Below are 13,060 nucleotides of genomic sequence, written 5' to 3'. Positions count from 1 at the left end.
GTAGAGGGTCAAAATCTGGCTGAAGATCAAGCCGCCGATAATGGTCAGGCCCAGAGGGTGGCGCATTTCTGCACCTTCAGCGCTGCTCAGCAATAACGGTACAGCGCCCAGAATCGCAGCCAGTGTGGTCATCAGAATCGGCCGCAAGCGTTGCAGGCAGGCGCTACGAATCGAGTCCAAAGGGCTCATACCCTGATCGCGCTCCAGTTGCAGCGCCAAGTCGATCATTAGAATGGCGTTTTTCTTCACCACGCCGATCAGCAGGAACAAGCCCAGTAGGGAGATCAGACTAAATTGTCCCCCCACCAGGTAGATGCTCAGCAAGGCACCAACACCTGCCGAGGGTAACGTCGAGAGAATGGTCAATGGGTGTACATAGCTTTCGTACAAAATACCCAACACCAGATATACCACCACCAACGCACCCAGAATCATGAACGGTTGGGTCTTTTGCGCTGCAGCGAAGGTATCAGCGGCACCGGCCATTTTCGCGATGACTTCCGTTGGCAAACCAACTTTGGCCACCGCACGCTCTACCGCTGCCGAGGCTTGTTCGAGGGTCGCGCCTTCTGCCAAATCGAAGGAAATATCTTCGGAGGCGAATTGCCCGTCATGGGTCACCCGATCATCTGCCAGGCTGCGTTCGTAGTGCGCAATGCTCGACAGCGGAATGCGCAGGCCTGCAGTTGTAATCACCTGCACCTGATCCAGCGTCGCCGGGTCCCGAGCGTATTTGGGGTTGACCTCCATCACCACTTCATACTGGTTGAGCGGGTCATAAATGGTCGATATCTGCCGCTGGCTATAAGCGTTGTTCAGAACCGCCGTCACCATACTCATGTCAATTCCCAAGCGCTTGGCAGTGTCGCGATCAATCTGCAGCGTCACTTGTGGTGCACCGCGACCTTCGCGGCCATCAATTGCTGTCAGCTCTGGCACAGACTTTAGTGCTTCAAGCACTTTCGGATACCACAAGCGCAGGCTGGCCAAATCGCCGCTTTGCAAGATGTACTGGTATTGCGAGGTAGTCTGCTCACGACCGCCACCAAACTGCAGGTCTTGGTCCGCTTGGAGGAACAACCGCGCTCCGGGAACCAGCGGCACGTTCTTGCGCAATCGCTCAATGACTTTTTCAGCGGACAGCTTGCGTTCACTGATCGGTTTTAGTCGCACGATAATGGTGGCGTTGCTGATGCCGCCATTGCCACCGACGAAGCCGGCTACGGTGTCGACCGCTGGATCAGCTAGCACCGCACGCCGGAAAGTCTCCATTTTGGGCTGCATCACCCCAAACGAGAGACCGTCGTCACCACGAATGAAACCGATCAACTGCCCGGTGTCTTGCTGCGGCATGAAGGTCTTGGGCACGACAATGTAAAGCGCAACGTTGACGCCGATAGTGATCAGCAAACTCAACATCGTCAGTCGCGGGTGACGCAACACCCAGCCAAGAGAGCGGTCGTAACCGACCACCATGCGGTCGTTGAGACCGCGACTCCAGCGCTGCAGGGCATTTTCCTTAGCCGGGTCGTGAGGTTTGAGCCAACGCGCACAGAGCATAGGCGTCAATGTCAGGGAAACCACCAGCGAGACGACGATCGACGCCGCCAAGGTGATAGAAAACTCACGGAACAGGCTGGCGATAATCCCACCCATGAACAAAATGGACAAGAAGACTGCCACCAACGACACGTTCATCGACAGTAAAGTGAAACCGACTTCCTTGGCGCCGAGGTACGCAGCCTCCATCGGCGGAACACCTTTGTCGATATGCCGCGAGATGTTCTCCAGCACCACAATCGCATCGTCCACCACCAGTCCGGTGGCAAGAATCAACGCCATCAACGATAGGTTATTCAGCGAAAAGCCGTTCAAATACATGATGGCGAAAGTGCCCACCAAAGACACCGGCACCGCGAGTGTCGGAATTAGCGAAGCGCGGAAATTCCCCAAGAACAAGAACACCACCAGAATGACCAGCACCACGGCAATCAGCAAGGTCGTTTCGGCTTCATGCAGCGTCGCCTTGATCACCGGTGAACGGTCCATCGCCAGGTCCAGTTTGACGCTGGCCGGGAGCACCGCTTGCAGGGCCGGGAGCTGCGCCTTGATCTGGGCCACGGTCTCAATAATGTTGGCGCCCGCCTGACGGTTGATGACCAGCAACACCGCTTGTTTATCATTGAAGAAGCCGCTGTTGTAACGGTCCTCCACCGCGTCAGTGACCTTTGCAACATGGCTCAAGCGCAGTGCCGCGCCGTTCTGATAGCGAATGATAAGCGGTGCGTAATCCTTGGCTTTCTCTAGTTGATCATTGGCTTGTATCTGCCAATGATGATCAGCATCTTCCAATGATCCTTTGGGTTTACGCACGTTGGCGGCAACGATGGCGGTACGCACATCATCCAACGCCACGCCGTATTGACTGAGCAACTGCGGCTCCAGCTCGACACGCACTGCGGGTAGCGAACTACCACCAATCTGTACTTCACCAACGCCGTTCACTTGCGACAGGCTCTGCGAGAGGATCGTCGAGGCCAAATCGTACAGTTGACCCTTCTCTAGCACGTCTGAGGTCAGCGACAGGACCATGATCGGTGCTTGGGAAGGATTGACCTTTTTATAGGTCGGCATGCTGCGCATACCACTGGGTAACAAGGTGCGGGCAGCGTTTATCGCCGCCTGAACTTCCCTTGCCGCGCCGTTGATGTCGCGTTTCAGGTCGAACTGCAAAATAACCCGGGTGGAGCCCAGGCTTGAGCGACTGCTCATGGTGTTGATACCGGCGATGGTACCCAGCGAGCGCTCCAAGGGCGTGGCAACGGTCGCGGCCATGACTTCCGGACTCGCGCCCGGCAAGCTGGCCGAGACCACGATCACCGGAAAATCCATGTTAGGCAGCGGTGACACTGGCAGCAAGTTGAAGGCGACGCCACCGAGCAGCATGATCGCCAGGCTCAAGAGCATGGTCGCCACCGGTCGACGGATGAACGGCCCGGACAGGTTCATACGTCAACCTGCTCCAGGTCGGCAGCAGCGTCCGGTTTACGGCTCCAGCGTCGACCCAAACGGTCGAAGTAGAGATAGATGACCGGCGTGGTGAACAGCGTTAGCACCTGGCTCAGCATCAACCCGCCAACCATCACCAGACCCAGCGGCTGACGCAGTTCCGCGCCGGAACCGCCGGCCAACATCAACGGTATCGCACCGAATAACGCAGCCAGCGTGGTCATCAGAATGGGCCTAAAGCGCAACAGCGCGGCTTCGTAGATAGCCGTCTCAGGATCAACACCGCGGTTGCGTTCGGCGTCCAATGCGAAGTCGATCATCATGATTGCGTTTTTCTTGACGATGCCGATCAGCAAAATAATGCCGATAATCGCGATCATCCCCAGATCATTACCGCTGATCAGCAGCGCCAGCAGCGCGCCGACTGCCGCAGACGGCAGCGTCGACAAAATGGTAATGGGGTGAATGTAGCTTTCATACAACACACCCAACACGATGTACATAGTGACCACCGCAGCCAGGATCAGCAGCAAGGTGCTCGACAACGAAGCCTCAAACGCCTGCGCTGCGCCCTGGAACTGAGTCTGCACGCCGATAGGCATACCGATGTCCTTCTGGACCTGATTGATCACTTCCACCGCTTTGCCCAACGCAACGCCCGGCGCCAAATTGAACGACATCATGACGGACGGAAACTGATCAATGTGCGCGATGGCCAGCGACCCTTGCCGCTGTTCAATTCGTGCCAGGCTCGACAGTTTGACTTGAGTGCCCGCAGTGGTTTTGACGTGAATTTGTTCCAGCGCCTGCGGACCGATATCAGTGCCGGACGCCGACTGCAACACCACGCGGTACTGACTGGCTTGAGTATAGATCGTGGAAATCTGGCGTTGACCGAAGGCGTCGTACAGCGCATCCGTGATATTGGCTACCGTGACACCGACACGGCTGGCGGCATCGCGATCGATCACCAGATAGACCTGTAAACCTTTTTCCTGCAGGTCACTGGCGACGTCGCTCAGTTCCGGTCGCTGGACCAAGGCGTCCACCAGTTTGCCGCTCCAGAGCGACAAAAGCGCCGCATCGGGTGATGACATACTGAACTGGTACTGGGTGCGGCTGACCCGGTCCTCGACCGTCAAGTCCTGAACCGGCTGCAGAAACAGTCGAATGCCCGAAAGTTTTTCAAGCTGCGGCTGTAAGCGCTGAATAATTTCTGTCGCGCTGAGGCTGCGTTGGTTATGCGGCTTCAAGTTGATCAACATGCGCCCGCTGTTCAACGTGGCGTTGTCGCCATCGACCCCGATGTAAGACGAAAGGCTCGCCACCGACGGGTCCTGCAGAATAATTTTTGCCAACGACTGCTGACGCTCGCTCATTGCCGTAAACGACACCGATTGCGGAGCCTCGGAAATACCTTGAATGACCCCAGTGTCTTGCACGGGGAAGAAACCTTTGGGCACGATAATGTAAAGAAACACCGTGAGGCCCAACGTGGCGATGGCCACCAGTAAAGTCAGCGGCTGGTGTTTCAGTACCCAGCGTAACTTGCGCCCATAGGCAGCAATCAGCCAATCGATCCAGGCACCACTGGTGCGATAGAAACGCCCCTGCTCTTCGGCTTTCGGTTCGCGCTTGAGCAACCGTGCGCACATCATCGGTGTCAGGGTCAGCGACACGAATAGCGAGATCAGAATCGCTACCGCCAAGGTGATAGCGAACTCACGGAACAGCCGCCCCACCACATCCGCCATAAACAACAATGGAATCAGAACCGCAATCAGCGAGACAGTCAGCGAAACCAGGGTAAAACCGATTTGTCGCGCGCCCTTGAGTGCCGCTTGAAACGGTGTATCGCCCTCTTCGATATGCCGCGAAATGTTTTCCAGCATGACGATGGCGTCATCCACCACAAACCCAGTGGCGATGGTCATGGCCATCAGTGTCAGGTTGTTGACCGAAAAGCCCGCCAGGTACATCACGCCAAAGGTGCCGACCAGCGACAGCGGCACGGCGATCGACGGAATAATCGTGGCGCTGACACGGCGCAGGAACAGGAAGGTGACCAATACCACCAAGATGATCGAGATCAACAATTCATGTTGCACATCACTGACCGAAGCGCGGATCGTCTGGGTGCGGTCAGTCAATACAGCAACGTCCAACCCTGCAGGCAAGTTGTCAGTAATGCTCGGTAACAGCGCTTTGATCCGGTCGACTACCTCAATGACGTTAGCACCCGGCTGGCGTTGAATATTAAGCAGGACTGCCTGATTTTCATTGGCCCACGCGGCCAGTCGATCGTTTTCCGCGCCATCGACAATGTCAGCTACGTCTTTGAGGCGCAGGGGTGCGCCATTACTGTAGGCAACAATCAGGTCGGCGTATTCCTGCGCGGACCGCAACTGATCGTTAGTGTCCAACGTCGACACCCGCGTCGGGCCGTCGAAACTGCCCGAGGGCTGGTTAACGTTAGACGCCCCGATCAACGTGCGCACATCAGCCAGGTTTAAGCCATTGGCCGCCAGCGCCTCTGGATTAACCTTGATCCGTACCGCCTGGCGTTGGCCGCCGGCAATGCTGACCAGACCTACGCCGCTGATCTGCGAAATCTTTTGCGCCATGCGCGTATCGACCAGATCATGAAGTTTGGGCAGCAACATGGTTTTGGAGGTGATCGCCAAGGTCAGGACCGGGGTATCCGCCGGGTTGACCTTGTTGTAAACGGGTGGCGCGGGCAAATCAGTTGGCAGCAGGTTGGTGGCGCCATTGATCGCCGCCTGCACCTCCTGTTCCGCGACGTCCATGTTCAAATCGAGGCTGAAACGCAGGGTAATAACCGACGCACCGCCCGAGCTGGTCGAGGCCATTTGACTCAGTCCCGGCATTTGCCCGAACTGCCGCTCAAGCGGCGCCGTGACGGCACTGGTCATGACTTCCGGGCTGGCGCCGGGGTACAGCGTCAGCACCCGGATTGTCGGGTAATCCACTTGTGGCAAGGCCGAAACCGGCAACAGGGTATAAGCGATCAAGCCGGCCAAAACGATAGCCAACATACTGAGGGTGGTCGCTACCGGCCGCAGAATGAACAACCGTGAGATGTTCATACGTTGCCTTTGTCCGCCTTGCCAGCCTTGGCAGAGCCATTGGAGTCCTTGGTCGGTTTACTGTGCAGCTCTTGCGCCGGTGTTGCAGGTACGTCTTTGCTGTCATTCACCACTTCAACATCGCTGCCATCACGCAATCGGTCGGTACCTTCCAGCACAACGCGCTCGCCCTCAGCCAACCCGCTGGTGATCACGGTGGATGTTTCGTCGCTTGCCCCAGCAACCAATTGACGAACTTTGACCTTCTTGTCGCCGTCCAGCACATAGACGAACGTGCCGTTGGTACCGAACTGGACCGCCGCCGAAGGGACTAAAACAGCGTGTTTAAGGGTATCGGCACGCAAACGCACGTTAACGAACTGATTGGGGAACAGCACCTCGTCCTGATTTTCAAAGCGCGCCTTGAATTTCAACGTGCCGGTAGTGACGTCTATTTGGTTGTCCAGGCTCGCCAGCACGCCCGTAGCCTGGAGTTTCACGTCGCCGCGATCCCAGGCTTCTACCGGCAGTTTGTCGCCGCTATGGTAACGGGCGATCACTGCAGACAGGTCTTTCTCCGGCAAGGTAAACACGACGGTTATCGGCTTGGTCTGGGTGATGACCAGCAGTGCAGTGGTGTCGTTGGCGACGACGAGGTTGCCGACATCCAGTTGTTTCAAGCCTACCCGGCCGGTAATCGGTGCGCGGATCTTGGTGAACTCAAGATTAAGCTTGGCATCGCCAACGGAGGCCTGGTTGGTTTTGACCGTGCCAACGTATTGATTGACCAACGAAACCGCCGTGTCGAGTGTCTGCTTGGCGATGCTGTCTTCAGCGTACAAGCCGCGATAACGCTCAAGGTCGACCTGAGCATTTTTCAGCAGTGCCTGGTTAGTCAGCAACGTGCCTTGCGCCTGGTCCAAGATAATTTGATAACTGCGAGGGTCAATCTCGGCAAGTAAGTCGCCGGCCTTGACCATTTGCCCTTCCTGGAAGTTGAGCTTGACCAGTTCCCCCGCCACTCGGCTGCGGACATTGATGGTGTTCATCGCCGTCACAGTACCCAGTGCCTTATAAAGAATCGGGAAGTCACCGACGGTGGCAGCCGCCACACGTACCGGAATCGGCCCAGTGGCGCCACCAAAGCCAGGCCTCGACGGGCTACCCTTGGCCCCCGAGCCTCCAGCTTTATGGCGACCGGCTGCAGCGGTACCTGTGTCGGCAGTGCCAAGGTGCAAGCCGCTGGCTGGCCAAAATTTCCAGCACAGACCAATGACGACCAACAACACTACCAGGCTAATTAGCCAGCGACGGGAACTGCGGGGACCAGACGATTGCATGAATAATCAACCATTGTGCGCGAGGGCTTCATTAAGAGGCTGAACCATAAGCACTGCGAGAGGATAAGCAAAGGGCCTTTACCGGCTATTTACTTAGTGCTTACTTTCGATAAGAGCCTGAAGCACAAATAAAAACGGCCCGGACAAGTCCAGACCGTTAATGTTTTACAGGGTATTACTTTAGAACAGCCAAGACAGCGTCGTAGTCGGGTTCTTGACCAATTTCCGGCACCAGCTCGCTGTGCAGGACTTTATCATTTTCGTCCAGTACAACCACAGCACGCGCTGTGAGGCCGGACAACGGGCCTTCGACAATGGCGACGCCGTAATTCTCGATGAACTCACGACCGCGCATGGTCGACAGATTCTGAACATTCTCCAGACCTTCCGCGCCGCAGAAACGGGCTTGAGCGAAGGGCAGATCGGCAGAAATACACAGCACAACTGCGTTGGTCAGCTCATTGGCCTGGGCATTGAACTTGCGCACTGAGGTGGCGCAGGTCGGGGTGTCGATGCTTGGAAAAATATTCAACACTTTGCGCTTGCCGGCAAAGGTAGCCAAGGTCACGTCAGCCAGGTTACCAGCAACCAAGGTAAACGCAGGGGCTGCGCTTCCGACGGTTGGCAGTTCGCCGTTGACTTTAATAGGGTTGCCTCTATGAGTCACTTGAGCCATGAACTGAGTCCTTTTTTTGAAGGGTTTTGGAAGAGCCGGAAGTTAAACACGAAAGTGCTTATCGACCTATGGGGCTCACCGTTTTTTGTCTGACAAATTATGCCTGGCGCAAAGCTCCAACAGCCAGTCAATGAACACCCGTACCCGCCGTGACATTTGCCGATGGGGTGGGTACAGAGCGACTAACGTCATCGTCGGCGGTTTAAATTCATGCAGCACCTCAGCCAAGGTTCCGCTGCGAAGCTGTTCGACGATCTGATAATACGGCGTTTGCATCAAGCCGTACCCCGCCTCGCAAGCGGCGAGGTAACCATCGGCGCTATTAATTGAAAGCGATTTTGGCAGATTAACTTCATTGACCTCATCGCCCTGTTGAAATTCCAATCCGTAGCGTTTTCCGGAGCTGGCCGAAAAGTATTCGATCACCTGGTGCCCTTGCAGGTCATCCAGGTTTTTTGGCACACCCCTGCGCTCTAAATACTCCCGACTGGCGCAGGTGACCTGGGGCACCTGCGCTAACAACCGGGAGACCAAAGAGTCGTCCAGCGAAGGGCCGATCCGTACTACGCAGTCCACACCTTCACGGATGAGCTTGATAGGTCGGTCGCTCATACCGATTTCCAAGTCCAGTTGAGGATAGCGCGCGCTGAATTCCGGCAGCGCCGGGATCAGGATGATCCGCCCGAAACCCACGGGGATGTCGATCCGCAGCGTGCCTTTGGGCTCGATGCGACTGGAGGAAAACACTGCTTCAGTGTCCTCAAGGTCGGCCAATAAGCTAACGCAACGCAGGTAATATGCCCGCCCGTCCAACGTCGGGCTTACTTGCCGCGTGGTGCGTTGCAGCAGCTGCACACCAAGATGTGCTTCCAATTGCTTGACGAGAATCGTGGCTGATGCGCGCGGCAGATGCAGGCTGTCGGCAGCCTTGGCAAATCCGCCCAGTTCGACAATGCGGGTAAATACGCGCATGGCGTGAAATCGATCCATCGGCTTGACCTGATAACGTTTATTTAGATTTTCTAAATAGTGAAAGCATTTTTAGCCTGTTTATCCCTGTTCTGTCGAGCGCGACAATGGGCGCTATCTTTAAATCAGACGGAGCTATTCATGCAAACTCGTCAACTCGGCACAAACGGCCCTCAAGTTTCCGCCATCGGTCTTGGCTGCATGGGCATGACCGACTTCTACACCACCGGCACAGACACAAAGGAAGCCGTGGCGACCTTACACCGCGCGCTGGAGCTTGGAGTCAATCTGCTGGACACCGCGGACATGTATGGTCCTTTTACCAACGAGGAGCTGATCGGCAAGGCGATTCGCGGTAAGCGGGATCAAGTCTTTCTCGCCAGCAAGTTCGGGTTTGTCCGCGACCTTAACGACCCCACTGCTCGCGGCGTGAACGGCAGCCCTGAATACATCCGCAGCGCCATTGATGCGACGCTCAAACGCTTGAATGTCGAAACCCTGGATTTGTATTACCAGCACCGGATCGATCCGCAAATATCGGTCGAAGAGTCCGTCGGTGCCATGGCTGAATTGGTCAAAGTAGGCAAAGTGCGTTTTCTTGGCTTAAGCGAAGCTTCCGCCAGTACGTTGGAGCGGGCGCATAAGGTCCACCCAATCAGTGCGTTGCAGACCGAATACTCTTTGTGGAGCCGTGACCCTGAAGAAAACGGCAGCCTCCAAGCCTGTCGCCGTCTGGGTATCGCGTTTGTACCCTACAGCCCGTTAGGACGAGGCTTTTTGACCGGCACCTTGAAAAGCCCGGATGATTTTGCAGCCGACGACTACCGTCGTTCCAGCCCGCGCTTTCAGGGTGAGAACTTCGCAAAGAATCTACTGTTGGTAAAACGCGTGCAGCAGTTGGCGTCAGATAAAGGTGTTACTGCGGGGCAACTGGCCTTGGCATGGGTACTGGCCCAAGGTAACGACGTTGTGCCTATTCCAGGCACCAAACAGCGTAAATACCTGGAAGAAAACGTCGCGGCCCTGGAGATCAAACTGAGCGAGGGCGAACTGCAAGCGCTTAGGGATTTGTTTCCGGTCGAAGCGATTGCTGGCAAACGCTATACCGAGGCCTCGTTGAAGTTGGTGAATCAGTAATACGCGTGCTCCCACTGAGATTCGGTGAGAGCGAACTTGTTCGCGAATGCAACACCGCGGTGTTTCAGACAAACCGAGCCGCCTGCTTCCCGAACAAAGCTACGCGCCCCGGTTGGTCCCACAGATTTTCGACATGGCGATGGACCTGTGTGGTCCATAAATCGCCCGCGGGGCTTCAAAAATCCCGCTTGTAGAAAATATCCAGCGAGCTGGCGACGCCACTCGCTGCTTCCAGGTACACCTTCTTGCTCAACGTATACCGTAGCGCGATGGTGTTGGCCGGATCGAACACGCCGACGCCATAACGCAGGCTCAATTTCTCGGTGATCTTGCCACTGGCGACCACACTGGTGGTTGAGCCACTGCCAGCCGTGTCCAGTTCGAAGTCCTTGATGCCGAGGTTTTTCGCCAACGTGCCAGTCGTCGAAGAGCTTCCCGCTAACCCCAACGCCAAGGCCGCCTGCGCCATCATGTTACTGTCCTCACCGGTTGTGGTCAGCGGACGGCCCAAAACCAGGTAGGAAAGCGCCTGTTCCTGACTCATAGCCGGCTCGGAAAAAACCACCGTTGTGGGTTGTTCGGCACTACCGGTCAGACGGATACCTGCAATCACATCATCGACCTGGCGAACCGCTTCGATGTCTAGATAAGGCTGATCGATTGGCCCTGCGAACAACAGCCGCGCTTTGCGTATGGTTAACCGCTGGCCATACGCTCGATAACGGCCGTCGTTGAGGTTCAATTCCCCACGCGTGTCGAGGTTGTCGCCTATGTGTACGTGCCCCGCCAAGTCGGCCGTCAGCCCAAAGCCAGTGAAACTAAGCTTGTCTTGGCCAACTTCAACGTCGATATCCATGGCCATCGCCAGCGCAGGCTGCTGGTGTTGGTTGGGATCATCCGCTTGCTGACCGATAATGACCGTGTCGCCCGACAATTTGACCGTCGACGGCGGCAACTCGCGGATGGTGATCGCGCCTTTGGGAATCAACACTTTGCCGGAGATTGCCAGCTTGTTGGCCTTCATCGAAATTTTCAGGTCCGGCGCCACATCGAGTGCGGCATACGGTTCCACCGTCACCGGCAGATGAGTACCTTTGACATTGATGTCCACGGCCAACGCATCAGCCCAAGCCACTTGACCATTCACCGTGCCCCGTCCGGTATCACCACTGCTCCAACTGCCATCCAGCCGCACGCCCTCCCCAGCGATAGTCGCCTGGAGTTTAAGGTCGTGCACAGTTAGAGGTAATTCGGGCCCGGATGCTTCACCCTCACTGAGAGTGACGTTGCCATTGACCTGAGGCGCGAGCAGCCCGCCTGATAGGTGCCCACTGCCATTGAGCCGACCTGTCAGTTTTTCGACCATCGGCACGAACGGTCTCGCGATGGAGATATCCAGGCCACTGAGGTTGAAGTCGCCTACAACTGGCTTGTTTTTCGCCAACGGATCGATTTGTGCCGTCACCCATAACGTACCCAACTTGCCGCCGCGAAAATCCAGCCGTGAGTCAATTCGCTTGGGGGTTAACGTACTCGTGAGTTTTAGGCTTTCGTAGGGAAAATCCAGCCATTGGTCTTTTTCAAGAAGACGCAATGTACCGCCGCTGGCGTCCACCGAAATCTGCCCATTTGGCCCGGCGGCAGGCAGGTCGAGCTGCACATCAGCATTCAGCGAGCCTTTCCAGGCGAAATCCTTGGGCAGCCATTGAGCCAAACTCTCGATGGGAAAGCGCTTGAGGTGATAGCGCAGGCGCGGCTCTGGCATCAGTCGCTGGTCTTCGCCACACAGGCTCGACTGCCCGGACATCCAGCAATGCGCCCCGAAATTGATCTTGCCGTCCGCCAGACGCTCAAGTTTGGCCGGCTGCTGCAAGCGCCAATCCTGACCACCTGTCTGGACATCGCCACTGGCCAGACGGCCCCGCCAGTTGCCCTTGTCGAGACCACCATCAACACCCAGCGCCAATTTCAGCAAAGGGCCTTGCAGATCCAGTTTCAGTTGTTGGTGCTTGATATCACCCTGACCATTGACCACTAACGTGCCTAGTTGAGTGTCGCCCAATTGAATGCCCGCGACCTTGAAATCAAGGTTTGCACGTTGGGCGTTGTCGAGCTTGGCGGCCAGCGTCAGCGTTTTCAGACCGTTATTGGCCATCGCCAATTGCCCACCCTCCAGCGCCAATTGACCCTGCGGCGCTTTTAAGCTGCCCCCTAGATCCAGACGGCCCTTGAGCTGGCCTTGCAATTGAGGCCAGAGCTGGCCCAAACGCGGCAAATTGATGTCGAGTTGTCCCAGGAGCTTTTGTTGCAAGCTACCGCTGCCTTGAATGCGGTTATCGCCGAGGCGAATATCCAGCGCGCTGACGGTCCACTTGTCACCTGCGCCGTCCGCTTTGGCTTGAAGCACCGCTGGCTGGCCTCGCAAGCGGCCCTTCAAATCAAGGTCGGCATTCAGGGTTAATTGCTGGTTTTTGAATTGGCCCCTGCTGCGCAATGGTCCGGCAAGGTTTCCTGGCAGTTCAGCCAACCAATACGCAGGGTTGACTGCGCTCAAGTCCAGCGCAGTATCCCAACCGATGCCGTCGGCAAATTGCAGATTCAAATGACCACTGGCCTTACCCTGCCCTGCGGCCAACTCAAGCTGTGGTAAGAATACTTGCTTGAGATCACCACTAAACGGACTGCTCAGGGCGAACGCGCCCGCAGGACCGCCCAGCGCCGCTTTGAAATTACCCAAGTATTTGCCGTCGCTGTACGACACTTCTCCTTGAAACGTATGGACCGAGACTTGCGGCTCATCGATGGCGGAATACAGCCGATGCCAAGGGAAATCCAGCCAATCG

The 13,060-nt window shown here is 56.4% G+C and carries 7 protein-coding genes; 1 reads left to right on the top strand and 6 read right to left on the bottom strand.

Annotation, left to right across the window (positions count from 1 at the left end):
• The 5 genes from M0974_RS30145 to M0974_RS30125 form a co-directional block, all read right to left on the bottom strand.
• The coding region (locus tag M0974_RS30145) for an efflux RND transporter permease subunit (protein WP_297845568.1) at positions 1-3,009 on the bottom strand (3,009 nt) is incomplete at its 3' end.
• Positions 3,006-6,116 (bottom strand): MdtB/MuxB family multidrug efflux RND transporter permease subunit, encoded by a 3,111-nt coding sequence (locus tag M0974_RS30140; protein ID WP_297845566.1) that lies wholly within the window; start codon positions 6,114-6,116, stop codon positions 3,006-3,008. The genes M0974_RS30140 and M0974_RS30145, both read right to left, overlap by 4 nt.
• On the bottom strand, positions 6,113-7,435 hold the full coding sequence (locus M0974_RS30135) for an MdtA/MuxA family multidrug efflux RND transporter periplasmic adaptor subunit (protein WP_297845564.1): 1,323 nt from the start codon (positions 7,433-7,435) through the stop codon (positions 6,113-6,115). The genes M0974_RS30140 and M0974_RS30135 overlap by 4 nt, the downstream gene beginning before the upstream one ends.
• Before the next feature lie 175 nt (positions 7,436-7,610).
• Positions 7,611-8,111, bottom strand: a complete 501-nt coding sequence (gene tpx, locus M0974_RS30130) for a thiol peroxidase (RefSeq protein WP_297845563.1) — start codon at positions 8,109-8,111, stop codon at positions 7,611-7,613.
• Between the two features lie 75 nt (positions 8,112-8,186).
• Entirely contained in the window at positions 8,187-9,101 is a 915-nt protein-coding gene (locus M0974_RS30125) for a LysR family transcriptional regulator (protein WP_297845562.1), read from the bottom strand.
• A gap of 120 nt (positions 9,102-9,221) precedes the next feature.
• Here M0974_RS30125 and M0974_RS30120 point away from each other — a divergent pair, with 120 nt between their 5' ends.
• Positions 9,222-10,217, top strand: a complete 996-nt coding sequence (locus M0974_RS30120; RefSeq protein WP_297845561.1) for an aldo/keto reductase — start codon at positions 9,222-9,224, stop codon at positions 10,215-10,217.
• A gap of 175 nt (positions 10,218-10,392) precedes the next feature.
• Here the strand turns inward: M0974_RS30120 and M0974_RS30115 are convergent.
• On the bottom strand, positions 10,393-13,060 hold a 2,668-nt coding region (locus M0974_RS30115), incomplete at its 5' end, for a translocation/assembly module TamB domain-containing protein (protein ID WP_297845560.1).

Origin of the sequence: Pseudomonas sp., from assembly GCF_026224925.1 — a bacterium.
In the GTDB taxonomy this organism is placed as follows: Bacteria; Pseudomonadota; Gammaproteobacteria; order Pseudomonadales; family Pseudomonadaceae; genus Aquipseudomonas.
The sequence above is the reverse complement of the archived record's forward strand: the minus strand, read 5'-3'. Positions and strand labels throughout refer to the sequence as shown.

Bases quoted from the DNA above. Each gene is read 5' to 3' on its own strand.
- M0974_RS30135 (WP_297845564.1), bottom strand. From the start codon at position 7,435: ATGCAATCGTCTGGTCCCCGCAGTTCCCGTCGCTGGCTAATTAGCCTG.
- M0974_RS30125 (WP_297845562.1), bottom strand. From the start codon at position 9,101: ATGGATCGATTTCACGCCATGCGCGTATTTACCCGCATTGTCGAACTG.
- M0974_RS30140 (WP_297845566.1), bottom strand. From the start codon at position 6,116: ATGAACATCTCACGGTTGTTCATTCTGCGGCCGGTAGCGACCACCCTC.
- M0974_RS30120 (WP_297845561.1), top strand. From the start codon at position 9,222: ATGCAAACTCGTCAACTCGGCACAAACGGCCCTCAAGTTTCCGCCATC.
- tpx (WP_297845563.1), bottom strand. From the start codon at position 8,111: ATGGCTCAAGTGACTCATAGAGGCAACCCTATTAAAGTCAACGGCGAA.